Annotated in this window: 13 protein-coding genes; 1 reads left to right on the plus strand and 12 read right to left on the minus strand. The window is 67.6% G+C overall.

Annotated elements, in window-relative coordinates:
- Positions 1-41: 41 nt before the first annotated feature.
- From KB879_RS22530 to KB879_RS22565, 8 genes are all read right to left on the minus strand, one after another.
- Positions 42-860, minus strand: coding sequence for a M55 family metallopeptidase (locus tag KB879_RS22530; protein ID WP_114130982.1), 819 nt, complete (start codon positions 858-860; stop codon positions 42-44).
- Positions 860-1,906, minus strand: a complete 1,047-nt coding sequence (locus KB879_RS22535) for a P1 family peptidase (protein ID WP_153954610.1) — start codon at positions 1,904-1,906, stop codon at positions 860-862. The genes KB879_RS22530 and KB879_RS22535 overlap by 1 nt, the downstream gene beginning before the upstream one ends.
- Positions 1,907-1,922: 16 nt before the next feature.
- Complete coding sequence (gene gsiD, locus KB879_RS22540; RefSeq protein WP_013956996.1) at positions 1,923-2,837, minus strand: glutathione ABC transporter permease GsiD; 915 nt, start codon at positions 2,835-2,837, stop codon at positions 1,923-1,925.
- Between the two features lie 7 nt (positions 2,838-2,844).
- Entirely contained in the window at positions 2,845-3,765 is a 921-nt protein-coding gene (gene gsiC / locus KB879_RS22545; RefSeq protein ID WP_013956997.1) for a glutathione ABC transporter permease GsiC, read from the minus strand.
- 157 nt (positions 3,766-3,922) lie between these two features.
- Complete coding sequence (gsiB, locus tag KB879_RS22550) at positions 3,923-5,479, minus strand: glutathione ABC transporter substrate-binding protein GsiB (protein ID WP_013956998.1); 1,557 nt, start codon at positions 5,477-5,479, stop codon at positions 3,923-3,925.
- A 38-nt stretch (positions 5,480-5,517) separates the two neighbouring features.
- Complete coding sequence (locus KB879_RS22555; RefSeq protein ID WP_249221177.1) at positions 5,518-7,422, minus strand: dipeptide ABC transporter ATP-binding protein; 1,905 nt, start codon at positions 7,420-7,422, stop codon at positions 5,518-5,520.
- A gap of 52 nt (positions 7,423-7,474) precedes the next feature.
- Positions 7,475-8,449 carry an isoaspartyl peptidase/L-asparaginase family protein gene (locus tag KB879_RS22560; protein WP_013957000.1) on the minus strand — a complete coding sequence of 325 codons (975 nt, stop codon included), beginning with the start codon at positions 8,447-8,449 and terminating at the stop codon, positions 7,475-7,477.
- Positions 8,450-8,457: 8 nt separating this feature from the next.
- The gene (locus KB879_RS22565) at positions 8,458-9,420 is read right to left on the minus strand and encodes a MurR/RpiR family transcriptional regulator (RefSeq protein WP_013957001.1); all 963 of its coding nucleotides are present in this window, start codon (positions 9,418-9,420) and stop codon (positions 8,458-8,460) included.
- A 284-nt stretch (positions 9,421-9,704) separates the two neighbouring features.
- Here KB879_RS22565 and KB879_RS22570 point away from each other — a divergent pair, with 284 nt between their 5' ends.
- On the plus strand, positions 9,705-11,639 hold the full coding sequence (locus KB879_RS22570; RefSeq protein ID WP_013957002.1) for an ATP-binding cassette domain-containing protein: 1,935 nt from the start codon (positions 9,705-9,707) through the stop codon (positions 11,637-11,639).
- Positions 11,640-11,726: 87 nt separating this feature from the next.
- On the opposite strand, the gene KB879_RS22575 is transcribed toward KB879_RS22570, so the two are convergent.
- The 4 genes from KB879_RS22575 to alr form a co-directional block, all read right to left on the minus strand.
- Complete coding sequence (locus tag KB879_RS22575; RefSeq protein WP_010810635.1) at positions 11,727-12,212, minus strand: disulfide bond formation protein B; 486 nt, start codon at positions 12,210-12,212, stop codon at positions 11,727-11,729.
- 144 nt (positions 12,213-12,356) lie between these two features.
- On the minus strand, positions 12,357-12,920 hold the full coding sequence (locus tag KB879_RS22580) for a GNAT family N-acetyltransferase (RefSeq protein WP_211979792.1): 564 nt from the start codon (positions 12,918-12,920) through the stop codon (positions 12,357-12,359).
- 2 nt (positions 12,921-12,922) lie between these two features.
- Positions 12,923-14,284 carry a DNA repair protein RadA gene (gene radA, locus KB879_RS22585; RefSeq protein ID WP_010810633.1) on the minus strand — a complete coding sequence of 454 codons (1,362 nt, stop codon included), beginning with the start codon at positions 14,282-14,284 and terminating at the stop codon, positions 12,923-12,925.
- A gap of 95 nt (positions 14,285-14,379) precedes the next feature.
- Entirely contained in the window at positions 14,380-15,501 is a 1,122-nt protein-coding gene (gene alr, locus KB879_RS22590) for an alanine racemase (RefSeq protein WP_114130991.1), read from the minus strand.
- Positions 15,502-15,816: the final 315 nt, after the last annotated feature.

Raw genomic sequence — 15,816 nt, forward strand, 5'->3', positions numbered from 1 at the left:
GTCGCCGATCTGCGCGATCGCCCCGGCGAATCTGCCCTGCCCTACTTCAGCATGAACGACATCGCCGACAGGCAGTTCAGCATGCGCACCGCCGCCTGGACCGAATCGGCCTGGAAGGACAGCGTCACCCCGTCGCGGCGCTCCAGCGTCGGCCACTGGCAGAACAGGTCTGCATGCGCGGGCGTCAGGGTCTGCAGGGTGCAAGTTACCGGTGCGGCGATACGCAGGCATTGCGCCTGCGCGCGCTCGCGCACCGCGCTTGCCGCCGCCGCGGCAATGGCCTCGCGCGCCGCCGCCGGCGACAGCGAGGTGCCGCTGCCGAAACCGCCTGCGGACTTGGTCTCGACGTAGCGCACCCACGGCATCAGCGCATGGGTTTCTTGCACAAAGACATCGTCGCCGCTGGCCATCAGCACCGGCGCGCCGAACTCGCCGGCCAGCGCGGCGTAGAGGCCCGCCTCGCCCAGTTCCTTGCCATTGAGCCAGACCCGCGCAAAGGCGCCGCTGTTGATGGTGTGCGCCAGCACGCCGCGGCTCTGGGCGCGGCCGTGGTAGCCGATCATCAGCACGCCGTCGACACCGGCCTCGACGCCGGCCATCATGCCAAGGTAGCGCGGCTTGCCCAGCACCACCCGCGCGCGCGGATCGAGCTGGTCCGGCAGCAGGTTGCGGAAGCCGCCGTGCGAATCGTTGACCAGCACCTCGGTGGCCCCGCCGGCAAAGGCGCCTTCGACCGCGGCATTGGCTTCGCCGGTCATCCAGGCCCGGGCGCGTTCGTATTCGCCGTTGCCGGGGCGCGTCTGCTCGGCGTGGAAGACGCCAGCCACGCCTTCGATATCAGTGGAAACTAGGATTTTCATCAGGCGGTTCGGCCCAGTTCGGGCATCACGTCCAGCAGTGCGCGCCGGCCGTGGCCGTCGCGGCCCTGCACCGGTGCGGCATGCCACAGGGCATGCAGGATGGCTTGCTCGACGCTGTCGGCCGCGGCGCGGAACAGCGGGTCGAGAAGGGTTTCATGCAGCATGGCGACGGCCGGCATCGGCCGCGCGGCGTCATGGGGCACGGTATACGCGGTCGAAAACGCGAGTGCGATATCGCCTGAGCCATGCCCGAACACCGAGCCGGTACGCGCCAGCCCGGCGCCGGCGCGCAGCGACAGCCGGCGCAACTGGCGCGCGTCCAGCGGGGCATCGGTGGCGAGGATCATGATGATCGATCCTTTTTCCGGTTGCGCCGCGGTGTCGGGCTGCGCCAGGCGCTGCACCAGTTCCGGACCGGCCAGCCGGCCGGCCACGGTCAACGATTCCGGCGTGCCGAAATTGGCCAGCACCAGCGCGCCCACGCAATAGCCACCGGCCAGGCGTGAAGCGGTGCCGATACCGCCCTTGACGCCGAACGCCGACATGCCGCGCCCGGCACCGACCGCGCCCTGCGCAACGTCCTCACCGGCACCGGCCAGGGCCGCCTCATAGTGGCTGCCCTCCACCGCCATGCGCTGGATATCGTTCAGGTAGCCGTCATTGCACTCGAACACCAGTGGATTGACGGTCGGCAGCGCGCGGCCGATCTCCGGGTTGGCCGCCACCGCCGCACGGATCTGCGCCTGCGCCACCGCGCCGACCGAAAAGGTATTGGTCAGCGCCAGCGGCGTTTCCAGCACGCCCAGTTCGTCCACCTGCACCAGCCCGATGCTCTTGCCAAAGCCGTTGAGCACGGTAGCCGCTGCGGGCACCTTGTCGCGGTAGGGATCGCCGCCATGCGGACGGATCACGGTGACGCCGGTCTGCACGGCGCCGTCCGCCAGCGTGCAATGGCCGACGGTCACGCCGGCCACGTCGGCAATGCTGTCCAGCGGACCTGCCGGCAGGCTGCCGACATGCGGCACGCCCGTTGTCGATGCGGTCATGTTCAGCGGCTCAGGTTCAACGGCGGTCGATCTTGGGGTCGAGCGCGTCGCGCAGGCCGTCGCCCAGCAGGTTGAAGGCCAGCACGGTCAGGAAGATCGCCAGGCTCGGGAAGATCGCCACATGCGGCGCGGTCACCATGTCGGCGCGGGCTTCGTTGAGCATCGCACCCCATTCGGGCGTGGGCGGCTGCGCGCCCAGCCCCAGGAACGACAGGCTGGCCGCGGTGATGATCGAGGTGCCGATGCGCATCGAGAAATACACCACGATCGACGACACCGTGCCCGGCAGGATATGCCGCATCAGGATGGTCCAGTCCGACGCGCCGATGCTGCGCGCAGCCTCGATGTAGGTCAGCCGCTTGAGCATCAGCGTATTGCCGCGCACCAGCCGCGCGAACGCCGGGATGCTGAAGATGGCCACGGCGAAGATCACGTTGGTCATGCCGTTGCCGAGGATCGCGACGATGCCGATCGCCAGCAGGATGCCCGGGAAGGCGAAGAGCACGTCGGAAATGCGCATCACGATGCGGTCCCACCAGCCTTCGTAGTAGCCCGCCAGCAGGCCCAGCACGGTGCCGATCAGCGCGCCGATGATCACCGACAGGAAGCCCGCCGCCAGCGAGATGCGCGCGCCGGCCAGGATGCGGCTGAAGATATCGCGTCCGAGCGAATCGACTCCCATCCAGTGCGCGGCCGACGGGCCGGCGTTGAGCGCGTCGTAGTCGAAGAAGTTCTCCGGGTCGTACGGCACGATATGCGGCGCCACGATGGCAATCACCACCAGCACCAGCACGAAGGCACCGGCGCCCAGCGCCAGGTGCTGCTTGCGGAATTTGCGCCAGAACTCGGTCCAGGGCGTGCGCACGGCCTCCGGCACGGGGGCAGTGGCGGGTGCCGCTTCACTTGCGGCGGGCGTGGAAAGCTCAGTCATGCCGGCCTCACTTGTAGCGGATGGTTGGGTTGATCACGGTGTAGAGCATGTCCACCACCAGGTTGATCAGGATGAATTCGAGCGAGAACAGCAGCACCTCGGCCTGGATCACCGGGTAGTCGCGCATCTCGACGGCATCGACCAGCAGGCGCCCCAGGCCCGGCCAGTTGAACACCTTCTCGACCACGATCGAGCCGCCCAGCAGGAAGCCGAACTGCAGGCCCATCATCGTCACCACCGGGATCATAGCGTTGCGCAGGCCGTGCTTGGTCACCACCAGCGTCTCGCGCACGCCCTTGGCACGGGCGGTGCGGATAAAGTCTTCCTGCAAGACCTCGACGAACGAGGCCCGGGTAAAGCGCGCCATCACCGCGGCCACCGCCGCGCCCAGCGTGATGGACGGCAACACGTAGTGCTTCCAGCTGTCGGCGCCGATCGATGGCAGCCAGCCCAGTTGCACCGAGAACACCTCCATCAGCAGCATGCCCAGCGCGAAGGCGGGAAACGAAATCCCCGACACCGCCAGCGTCATGCCGAAGCGGTCCGGCCAGCGGTTGCGCCACACGGCCGAGCCGATCCCGATCACCATGCCGAACACCACCGCCCAGGCCATCGACGTCACCGTCAGCAGCAGCGTGGGCATGAAGCGGTCGCCGATCTCCTCGCTTACCGGGCGCTTGGTACGCAGCGAATGGCCGAACTCGCCGCGGACCGCGTTGGAGAAGAAATTGACGAACTGCTCGTGCATGGGCCGGTCCAGCCCGAGGTCCTTGCGCACCAGTTCGACCGTGGCCGAGTCGGCCTCCGGGCCCGCCGCCAGCCGCGCCGGATCACCCGGCAGCAGGTGGACGAACAGGAACACCAGCACTGCCACGATCAGCAGCGTGGGGATCACGCCCAGCACACGTTTTAGGAAGTAATTCAGCATGACACACCAAGAGGAAAGGCCGCGGGCCGCCCGCCTGCGAACCCCGCGTCGCGGGCAGGCGGCCGTCTGTCGGCTTACTGCTTTACTGCTTACTGCTCTGGGATGGGATAGCGTGGATCGGGCACCTTGGTACTGCCGGCGCCCGACCATCTACCCATTACTGCTTGATGTCGATCTCGTCGAAATTGAACGACCCGTCCGGCATCACATAGGCACCGGTCAGCCGCTTGCTCCGCGCGAACAGCACCTTCTCGGTCACCAGGAAGGCCCACGGCGCATCCTTCCAGATGCGTTCCTGGGCGTCCTTGTACAGGCGCGCCTTTTCGCCACGATCGGTGGTGCGCAGCGCGCCGGCGATATCGGCGTCGACCTGGTCGTTCTTGTAGTACGCGGTATTCAGCAGCTTGGGCGGCATCGACTCGGAAGCCAGCAGCGGACGCAGCGCCCAGTCCGATTCACCGGTCGACGACGACCAGCCGATGTAGTAGATGCGCACGCCGGCATCTTCCGGCTTCGGCACGCTCTCGACCTTCTCCACGCGCTGGCCGGCCTCGAGCGCCTGCACCGAGGCCTTGATGCCGACCTGCTGCAGCTGCTGCTGCACGAACTGGATCACCTTCTGCGCGGTGGTGTGGTTGTAGGCCGACCACAGAGTGGTCTCGAAGCCGTTCGGGTAGCCGGCTTCCTTCAGCAGCGCGCGCGCCTTGGCCGGGTCATACGGCCACGGGCCCAGCTTCTCGGCGTAGTCCACGCCCGGCGGCACCACGCCTTCGGCCGGCACCGCGTAGCCCGCAAAGGCGACCTTGGCCAGCGCGTCCTTGTTGATGGCGTAGTTGATCGCCTGGCGCACCTTGGGGTCGTTGAACGGCTTGACCATGGTGTTCATGGACAGGTAGCGCTGGATGATCGACGGCGACGCGATCAGATCCACCTTGGGGCTGTTCTTCAGCACCGCGGCCTGCTCGAACGGGATGCTGAAGGCGAAGTCGGCCTCGCCGGTCTGCATGATCGCGGCGCGCGTGTTGTTGTCCACCACCGGCTTCCAGGTGATGGTGTCGATCTTCGGGTAGCCGGTCTTCCAGAAGCCGGCGAACTTCTTGCCCTTCAGGTGGTCGGGCTGCTTCCATTCAACGAACTCGAACGGGCCGGTCCCCACCGGGTGGAAGGCAATGTCCTTGCCGTACTTCTGCAGCGCGGCTGGCGAGATCATCACCGCCGACGGGTGCGCCAGCACGTTGATGAACGGCGAGAACGGCTCCTTCAGCGTGACCTTGACGGTATTGGCATCGACCACGTCGGTCTTGGCGACACGGTTGAACAGCGTGTAGCGCTTGAGCTTGTTGGCCGGGTTGGTGACGCGGTCCAGGTTGGCCTTGACGGCGGCGGCATCGAAGGTGGTGCCGTCGTGGAACTTGACGCCCTTCTTCAGCTTGATCGTATACGTCAGGCCGTCCTTGCTCACCTCGTAGCTGTCTGCCAGCACATTGACCAGCTTCATGTCCTTGTCCAGGCCGAACAGGCCCTGGTAGAAGCTCTTCCCGACCGCCTGCGACAGCGTGTCGTTCGAATCGTACGGATCCAGCGAGGTGAAGGTCGAACTCACCGCCATCACGGCATCCTTGGCGGCGAAAACAGGGGCCGAAGCCAGCATGCCCAGCGCGCCGGCGGCAAAGGCGCCGGCCATCCATCGGGGCGAAACCATACGTGCAGACATCGTCGAATCTCCTTGGTAACTTCTTGACTTCCAGGACTTCAATAAGCGCCGCCGACGGCATGCCGGGCGACATAATGGCCGAGCGACCCGCTGCCGGCGACCTGGACCAGCGGCTGCACCACCGGTTCGTCGCCGACCACGCGGATCGGGCTGGGGATCTCGTCGTTGAGCGGCTCGCGCCGCAGGTGGCGCCGCGCCGGGTCGGCAATCGGCACCGCCGACATCAGCTTCTTCGTGTAGGGGTGCTGGGGGTTTTCGAAGATCGCGCGGCGCGGCCCGATCTCGACGATCTGGCCCAGGTACATCACCGCCACGCGATGGCTCACGCGCTCCACCACCGCCATGTCGTGCGAGATAAACAGGAAGGCGATGCCAAGCTCGCGCTGCAGGTCCAGCATCAGGTTGACGATCTGCGCCTGGATCGACACGTCCAGCGCGGACACCGATTCATCGGCCACCACCACCTTGGGGTTCAGCGCGAGCGCGCGCGCAATGCAGATGCGCTGGCGCTGGCCGCCGGAGAATTCGTGCGGGTAGCGCGCCGCGTGCGAGGGGTCCAGCCCCACCTTGTCGAGCAGCCAGGCCACGCGCTGCTCGGCCTCCTTGCCGCTGGCCACCTTGTGCACCAGCAGCGGCTCCATGATCGAATAGCCGACCGGCACGCGCGGATCGAGCGAGGCGAACGGATCCTGGAAGATGAACTGGATATTGCGGCGCAGGGTCTGCAGCGCCGGCCCTTCCATCTTGCTGATGTTCTGCCCGGCGAACTCGATGGTGCCGCTCTGGCTTTCCACCAGGCGCAGCAGCGAGCGGCCCGTGGTGGACTTGCCGCAGCCGGACTCGCCCACCAGCGCCAGCGTCTCGCCGGGATAGAGGTCGAAGCTGACTTGCTCGACCGCATGCACGCGCCGCGTAACGCGGCCGAACAGGCCGCCGGGCACGTCGAAGCGCGTCACCAGGTCCTGCACGCGCAGGATGGGAGCAACGCCCGGGGTAACGGTGTCCTGCGGCGCGACCGGCTCAGCGTTGGCGCTGTCCAGCTGCAGCAGCGGGAACTTGGCCGGCAGGTCGGTGCCGCTCATGGCGCCAAGGCGCGGCACCGCCGACAGCAGCGCGCGCGTGTACGGATGGGCGGGGGCACGGAACACATCGTCCGAAGTGCCCTCTTCCACCTTCTCGCCGCGGTACATCACCAGCACGCGGTCGGCGACCTCGGCCACCACACCCATGTCGTGGGTGATGAAGACCACGCCCATGTGCATCTCGGCCTGCAGGCCGCGGATCAGCTGCAGGATCTCGGCCTGGATGGTCACGTCCAGCGCCGTGGTGGGCTCGTCGGCAATCAGCAGCGCCGGCTTGCACGACAGCGCCATGGCGATCATCACGCGCTGGCGCATGCCGCCGGAGAGCTGGTGCGGATAGCGCTCCAGCACGCGGCGCGCCTCGGGGATGCGCACCAGCTCCAGCATGCGCAGCGCTTCAGCGCGCGCCGCGGCGCGGCTCTTGCCCTGGTGCAGCCGGATCGATTCGGCGATCTGCTCGCCCACCGGGAACACCGGGTTGAGCGAGGTCATCGGCTCCTGGAAGATCATCGCCACGTCGGCACCGCGTACGCTGCGCAGCGTGGCGTTATCCGCGCGCGCCAGGTCGAGCACCTCGCCGCCACGCCGGCGCAGCGCCATGCTGCCAGAGACGATCTTGCCGCCGCCATGTTCGACCAGGCGCATCAGCGCCAGCGACGTGACCGACTTGCCCGAGCCCGACTCGCCCACCACCGCCAGCGTCTCGCCGCGGTCGACATGGAAGGACAGGTTGCGCACGGCCTCGACGGTGCGCTCGGACGTAGCAAAGCGCACGGTCAGCCCGTTCACCGAGACGACGCGCTCGGGCGGCAGAGCGGTGCCGGATGCGGAAGCGTGCGATTGCGCAGGGGTAGTGGCCACTGGAACTCCTTGTATTGCTGCTTGATGCTCGGACTTGCAGGTGCGGTGCAGGTCAGCCGTAGATCGACACGTTCACCGCCTCGCCCACCCGGGCGAAACCGCGATACATGCCTTCGGTGTTGAACGGCAGCGTGACGTTGCCGGCGCGGTCCACCGCGATCAGGCCGCCGCGGCCGTTGATGGCGCGCAGTTTTTCCATCACCACGCGCCGGGCCGAATCCTCGAGCGAGAGGCCGGCGTAGCGCATCTGCGCGGACACGTCGTACGCGGCCACGGTGCGGATGAACATTTCGCCGGTGCCGGTCGCCGACACGGCCGCGACGTCATCGGCATAGCAGCCCGCGCCGATCACCGGCGTATCGCCAACGCGGCCCACGCGCTTGTTGGTGACGCCGCCGGTGGAGGTGGCAGCAGCCAGGTTGCCGCGGCTGTCGCATGCGACCGCGCCGACGGTGCCGAACTTGCTGTCGGGATCGATCGGATCGGCCGCGCTGGCCTTGCCCTGCGCGGCCAGCGCGGCGGCGTCGTGGTCCAGCAGCGCCATGCCTGCGGTGCCGCGAGCGCGCTGCCACTGATCGTGGCGAGCCTGCGTGAAGTAATAGTCCGGCGCCACCAGTTCCAGGCCCTGCGCTTCGGCAAATGCCTCGGCGCCGGCGCCGGCAAAGAGCACGTGCTCGCTGTGGTCCAGCACGGCGCGCGCGGCCAGCACCGGGTTGCGCAGGCGCGTGACGCAGGCCACGGCGCCGGCTTCCAGCGTGGCACCGTCCATCACCGCGGCATCAAGCTCATAGGTGCCGGCATGGGTCAGCACGGCGCCCTTGCCGGCGTTGAACAGCGGGCATTCTTCCAGCAGGCGCACCGCCTCGGTGACCGCATCGAGCGCGCTGCCGCCCTCGGCCAGGACGCGCTGGCCGGCTTGCAGCACGTGTTGCAGCGCTTCGATGTATTCGCGTTCGCGGGCGGCGTCCATCGCCGCGCGGGTGATGGTGCCGGCGCCGCCGTGGATGGCAATGACTGCTGGTTGCATGTGGATGCTCAGGACTTGCGGGTGTTGGAGGATCGGCCGCGCTTGGCGCCAGCCGTGAGTTCGGTGGACTGCGGGGTGCCGGGCGCGGCACGGCCGGCGGACTCCGCGGCCGGCGCGCCGTACAGCCACGGCAGCAGGAATTCAGTCATTTCAGCAGCGGCCTTGACCGGGCGCTCGGCCCGGTGCGCCACCGCGCCGCACAGCGCCTCGATCAGCGCCAGCACGGTGGCATCGGAGTTGGCCGAGAGCCGGTTGCCGGCCTGCGCGTAGAGCGCGATATCGGCCAGCGGCGCCAGCGGCGAGGTCGGCCCGTCGGTCAGCGCCAGCACCTGGCCGCCGTGCGACTTGGCCCGCTCGGCCAGTTCGATGGTGTCCGTGACGTAGCGCGGGAAGGCAATCACGATCAGCAGGTCGCTTGGCTGCTGCTTGAACAACTGCCGCGCCGCATGCGAGGCGCCGCCGGCGCCTGCCACCGAGGTCACCATGCGGCAGTGCATTTCCAGCCCGTGCTGCAGCAGGCCCGCCAGGAAACCGCTGGCGCCGAAACCGGCCACGTAGACACGCTGCGCCGCCAGGATCGCCGAGACCGCGCGCTCGCAGGCCTCCGGGTCGATGCCGCGGCGCGTGGCTTCCGCGTTGGCCGCGGCATCTTCCAGCGAGGCGGCGAAGACTTCGGCCGCGGTCGCGGGCCGCTCCAGCTCGCTGCGCAGCCGCTCCACCGGAGCCAGCGTGGCTTCGAAGCCGCGCACCAGCTCGGCCCGGAACTGCGGATAACCGTCGAACCCCAGCGCCCGCGCAAAGCGGTTGGCCGTGGCCACCGACACCTCCACCGCCGCGGCAAATTCGTCGATGCGCATGGTTGCCGCGCGGAACAGATTGGCCAGCACGTATTCCGCCATGCGGCGGTGCGCCGGCGTCAGCGCCGGCAAGCTGCGCGCAATGCGGTCTGAGATCGAATGGCCTTTTGGCATGGTGGAAGCGGTTGGTCTGGACGTCACCGGATGGGCGCCGTTTTCGTGAAAATGAATTTACACGTAACGCACGAACAAGAAAATAGAGTTTTGCGAGACCAAGGGTAATCCCTGAATCGCCGAGGCACGAAGGCACATTGGCGGTGCACGTTGCCGAGCTGTTTTGCACCGCCACGGCGTGCGGCGCACCGGAAACGCTACAATGCCGGCCAGCGCACCAGACCCGGCGGTTGCCCGCTTTCTCCGCGCTTTTTCTGTTTTTCACTCAGGCATTTCCCCCTCTCGTGATCCGAATCGACCAGCTAGTCCTCCAGCGCGGCACCAAGGTGCTGTTCGACCACACCAGCGTGACGCTCAACCCGGGCGAGCGCGTGGGCCTTGTCGGCGCCAACGGCAGCGGCAAGTCGACGCTGTTCGCGCTGCTGCGCGGTGAACTGCATCCGGACGGGGGCGATGTCATCGTGCCGGCGCAGTGGCGCGTCGCGCACGTGGCGCAGGAAACGCCTGCGGTCAGCCGCACCGCCGTGGATTACGTGATCGATGGCGACACCCGTTTGCGCGAGATCGAAGCCGCCATCGCCGCCGCACAGGCCAGCGGCGACGGCAGCGCCGAGGGCGAAGCCCACGCCGCCTTTGCCGACGCCGACGGCTACACCGCCCCGGCGCGCGCCGAGGCCCTGCTGCTGGGCCTGGGCTTCACGCTGGCGCAGGTGTCGCAGCCGGTGGCCTCGTTCTCCGGCGGATGGCGCATGCGCCTGAACCTGGCGCAGGCGCTGATGTGCCCGTCCGACCTGCTGCTGCTCGACGAACCGACCAACCACCTGGACCTGGACGCCATCGTCTGGCTGGAGGACTGGCTGGCGCGCTACCCCGGCACGCTGGTGATGATTTCGCACGACCGCGAATTCCTCGACGCGATCTGCAACGTCACCGTGCATATCGAGAACCAGCAACTGCGCCGCTATGGCGGCAACTACACGCTGTTCGAGACCCTGCGCCTGCAGCAGATGGCGCAGCAGCAGTCCGCCTACGTGCGCCAGCAGAAGGAAATCGCGCACCTGGAATCGTTCATCACGCGCTTCAAGGCCAAGGCGACCAAGGCGCGCCAGGCACAGAGCCGCGTCAAGGCGCTGGAAAAGATGGAGCGGCTGGCGCCGGTGCACGTGGCCGCCGGCTTCGCCTTCGAGTTCCGCGAACCCGACGCCGCGCCCAACCCGATGATGGTGCTCGACGGCGTCGACTGCGGATATGCCGAGGCCGAGCCGCCCGTCACCATCCTGCACAAGCTGGCGCTGTCGATCCAGAACGGCCAGCGCATCGGCCTCTTGGGCGCCAACGGCCAGGGCAAGTCCACGCTGGTCAAGACCCTGGCCGGCACGCAGGACCCGCTCACGGGCAAGCTGCGCCTGGGCAAGGGCCTGCAGATCGGCTACTTCGCCCAGCACCAGCTGGAGACACTGCGCGACCACGACTCGCCGCTGCAGCACCTGGCACGCCTGGCGCCCGACACCCGCGAGCAGGAGCTGCGCGACTTCCTCGGCAGCTTCAACTTCCGCGGCGACATGGCCACCGCGCCGATCGAGCCCTTCTCGGGCGGCGAGAAGGCGCGGCTGGCCCTGGCGCTGATCGTCTGGCAGAAGCCCAACCTGCTGCTGCTGGACGAACCGACCAACCACCTGGACCTCGATACCCGCGAGGCGCTGACCATGGCGCTGGCGCAGTTCGAAGGCACGCTGATCCTGGTCTCGCACGACCGCCACCTGCTGCGCGCCACCGCCGACCAGTTCATGCTGGTGGCCGACGGCACCATCAAGCCGTTCGACGGCGACCTGGACGACTACCGCGACTGGTTGCTGCAACAGGCCGCGGCCAAGCGCAATGCCGCCACCGCCGCGCACCTGGCAGAGAACGCCGGCGATGCCGCGGCGGCGGTCAACCGCAAGGACCAGCGCCGCGCGGAGGCCGACGAGCGCCAGCGGCTGTCAGCACTGCGCAAGCCGTTGACGAAGGAACTGGAAAAGGTGGAAAAGCGCATGGCGGTGCTGCAAACCGCCAAGGAGGAGATCGACCAGTTCATGGCCGATGAAAGCAGCTATGCCGAAGCCAACAAGACGAAGCTGATGGAGATGCTCAAGCGCCAGGGCGAGGTCAATGGCGAGCTGGAGACGCTTGAGGAGAAGTGGCTGGAGTTGCAGGAGCAGATCGAGCAGATTGCGTAATCTGGTTCGAGTCCCCTCCCTCGCACCACCGCAAACAAGAAACGGCGCCAATGGCGCCGTTTCTTATGTCGATGGCTTGCTCCCGACTCAGCGGAAATTCTTCTCGCGCCGGATCAACCCCACCGCCAGTGTCAGCGTCAGGATAAACAGCCAGATCAGCGACCATGCCGGCACCGACAGCCCCAGCACCGGCGGCAGCGGCGCGGTGCACAGGCCATCGGCGTAGAACACCTGAGGCAGCGCCTTGGCAGTCGGCAGCGCGTTGACCCAGTTTTCCAGCGGGTCGATGCCGCAACTGGCCTTGGGATTGAGCAGCAGCGACACGTGGTAGACCGCCACCGCAATGCCGGCGATGCCGGAGAGCATGCCCAGGCCCTGCCACAGCGAGCGCGTGTTCTGCGCCACCGCGGCCAGCAGCGAGAAGATGCCGATGCCGATAAAGGCGAAGCGCTGCATCACGCAGAGCGGACAGGGCTGGTAGCCCTTTTCAAACTGCAGGTAGAGCGCAACGCCGACCAGGCCGAAGGAAACGAGGGCGATCAGCAGGAAGTAGGCGCGGGAGTTGGCTTGCATGGTTGGCGATCAGGTGTTCCGATAATCGGTGCCGTCAGTGGATGGCGCGGCATTGCTGCGCATTATTACCTATTTTGCAGCGCCTGCAGTTGGCGTCACACGCAGCGCAAGCCCCCTGCCCTGTGGCGGATTGACGCAGGGGTGCTACCCGCCGGCTGCCTGCCACGCCGTGCGCGGCAAACGGTACAGGCAATGGGGCCGCAACGGATGCCCTGGCGGCAATGCGGGATGCTCAAAGCCCACGGCATCCTCGCGCATGCCGAGCCTTTCCATGACCGCCCGCGAGCGTGAATTGGCGAGTGTCGTGAAGGACACGATTTCATCCAGCCCCAGCCGCTCAAAGCCCCAGGCAAGCGCGCCGCGTGCCGCCTCGGTCGCGTAGCCGCTGCCCCAAGCGTGCCGCGCCAAGCGCCAGGCGATCTCCACGCAAGGCGCGAACGGCAGCGCCGCGGTGGGCTCGTGCAGTCCGACAAACCCCAGGAAAACACCGTCCGCCTTGCGCTCCGCTACCCAGACGCCCCATCCCTTCGCTGCGATCAGGCTGCGGCAGTGGTCGGCCATCGCATCGCTTTCAACACGCGTCAGCGGCGCAGGGAAATAGCGCATCACCTGCGCATCGGCATTGAGCGCGGCAAACGGCGCATAGTCCGCCTCGCGCCACTGGCGCAGCCGCAGGCGTTCGGTCTCGAAGGCGATGCCGTCGTCCATACTCAGTCCAGATGGCGCACGCGGTCGATGGCCTGCTCGATGCGTTCCACCGCGATCACTTCGAGCCCGTCGATCTTCTGTTTGGGCGCGTTCGCCTTGGGAATCACGGCGATCGTAAAGCCCAGCTTGGCGGCTTCCTTCAGGCGCTCCTGCCCGCGCGGGCTGGGGCGGATCTCGCCGGCCAGGCCGACTTCGCCGAACACCACCAGGCCGCGCGGCAGCGGCTTGTTGCGCATCGATGAATGGATCGACAGCAGCACCGCGAGGTCGGCGGCGGGCTCGGTGATCTTGACCCCGCCCACCGCGTTCAGGAACACGTCCTGGTCAAAGCAGGCAATGCCCGCGTGCCGGTGCAGCACCGCCAGCAGCAGCGCCAGCCGGTTCTGCTCAAGGCCCACCGCCAGCCGGCGCGGGTTGGGTACATGGGCGGTATCGACCAGCGCCTGGATCTCAACCAGCAGCGGACGCGTGCCCTCCTGCGTCACCAGCACGCACGAGCCCGGCACGGTCTCTTCGTGCTGCGACAGGAACAGCGCCGACGGATTGCTGATGCCGCGCAGGCCGCGCTCGGTCATGGCAAACACGCCCAGCTCATTGACCGCGCCGAAGCGGTTCTTGAAGGCGCGGATCAGCCGGTGCGACGAGTGGGTATCGCCCTCGAAATACAGCACCGTATCGACGATATGCTCCAGCACGCGCGGACCCGCCAGGCTGCCTTCCTTGGTCACATGGCCGACCAGGATGATGGTGATGCCGCTGCTCTTGGCAATGCGCGTCAGCTGCGCCGCGCATTCGCGTACCTGCGCGACCGAGCCCGGTGCGGAGGTCAGCGCCTCGGAGTACAGCGTCTGGATCGAGTCGATTACCGCGACTTCGGGCTTTTCCACTTCCAGCGTGGCCTGGATCTTCTCCAGCTGGATTTCGGCAAGCAACCCCAGCGACGGGCTTTCCACGCCCAGCCGCTGCGCGCGCAGCGCGATCTGCGCACCGGATTCTTCGCCGCTGACATAGAGCACGCGGCGCTGGCCCGCAAGGTTGGCCAGGGCCTGCAGCAGCAGCGTGGACTTGCCGATGCCGGGATCGCCGCCGATCAGCACCACCCCGCCCGACACCAGGCCGCCGCCCAGCACGCGGTCGAATTCATCGATGCCGCTGGAGAAGCGCGGCACGTCAGCGGCATCGATCTCCGACAGCTTGCGCACCGTGGCCGAGGCGGCCAGCGGCTGGAAGCGCTTGTTCGCGGCGGACTCGGCCACCGTCTCAACCAGCGTGTTCCACTGCTGGCAATGCGGGCACTGGCCGGCCCAGCGCGGCGTGGTGCCGCCGCATTCAGTACACGTATAGACAGTCTTGGTCTTGGCCAACGGATGTCCTTGCAGGAAAAAACGAGCCGGGCCCACAAGTGGCCCGGCCGGCAGATGGTAAGTGCGCGGGCCTGCGCCCGCACCAACGCCCCGGATCAGGCCACGGCAGGCGCGGCGCTGTCCGAAGCCGTGATCGTCGCCACCGAGGTCGGCACGCGCGGCGCGAGCGCGCACATCAGCTCGTAGCCGACCGTGCCGCTGGCCTGCGCCACCTCGTCGATCGGCAGGCCCTGGCCCCACAGCGTGACCGGGCTGCCGACCTTGGCCTTCGGGCACGGGGTCAGGTCCACGCACAGCATGTCCATCGACACGCGCCCGACCAGTTCGGTGCGCACGCCATCGACCAGCACCGGCGCACGTTGCTCGCCCCAGCCCGACGCGTGGCGCGGGTAGCCGTCGGCATAGCCGCACGCCACCACGCCGATGCGCATCGGCCGCTCGGCGGTGAACAAGGAGCCGTAGCCGACGGTATCGCCCGGCTGCAGGTCCTGCACCGAGATCAGTTCGCTGTGCAGCGACATGGCGGGCTGCAGGCCGGTGCCGGCAATATCGGCATCGCGCCCGGTCGGCGAGGCGCCGTACAGGATGATGCCGGGGCGCACCCAGGCGCGGTGCGCCTGCGGGTGCCACAGCACCGCGGCCGAGTTCGACAGGCTGGCCTCGCCCGGCAGGTTCGCCGTGGCGGCATCGAACGCCTCGATTTGGTGGGCGACGCCTCGGGCACTATCCGCATCGGAAAAATGCGTCATATGGACGATACTGCCTACACAGGGCATGGCACGGGCGCGCTCCCAGGCGGTACGGTAATCCGCCGGATGGAAGCCGAGCCGGTTCATGCCGGTGTTGAGCTTGAGCTGGATGGCCAGCGGCCCCTTGGCGCGTGCGCTTTCCAACATGCGCAGCTGCTCGTCGCAATGGATCGCGGTGGTCAGGCGGTATTGTTCGATGACGGCAACATCCTGCGGCTGGAAGAAGCCCTCCAGCAGCAGGATCGGGCCCTGCCAGCCAAGGTCACGCAGCAGCACGGCCTCGTTCAGGTCCAGCAGGCCGAAGCCGTCGGCACCCCGCAGCGCAGCAAAGACGCGGCGGATGCCGTGGCCGTAGGCATTGGCCTTGACCACCGCCCAGATGCGCGAATCCGGCGCCTTGCGGCGGATGATGTCGAGATTGTTGGCCAGGGCGGGTTGATGGATGACAGCGTGGATGGGTCTTGGCATGGGAGTCACATCTCAGGAAGCGGACGAGCAAGCAGGCGGCGCCGGCGGGATGGGCGGCCGGCGCGGGCGCTGGAAGGACGGCTCTGTCTCAGTATCGATGGCGCAAACGTCACCTGTCGGTGTACAGCAGCATGTTGCGGCGACTGGCATGCGGGAATGTGCGGAATTGGCACGCCCTTGTATCCCAGTCACCATATCGGTTCGACCACGCACCAGATCAGGGAAGACCCGGTCGGCTGGTCGCGATCGCAGTCGTTATTTGAACACATTCGGATGCCGTTGCCGGGGGTCATTGGGGAATCGGCACGGCAATCC

This window comes from Cupriavidus sp. KK10, from assembly GCF_018223725.1.
GTDB classification, from domain to species: Bacteria; Pseudomonadota; Gammaproteobacteria; order Burkholderiales; family Burkholderiaceae; genus Cupriavidus; species Cupriavidus necator.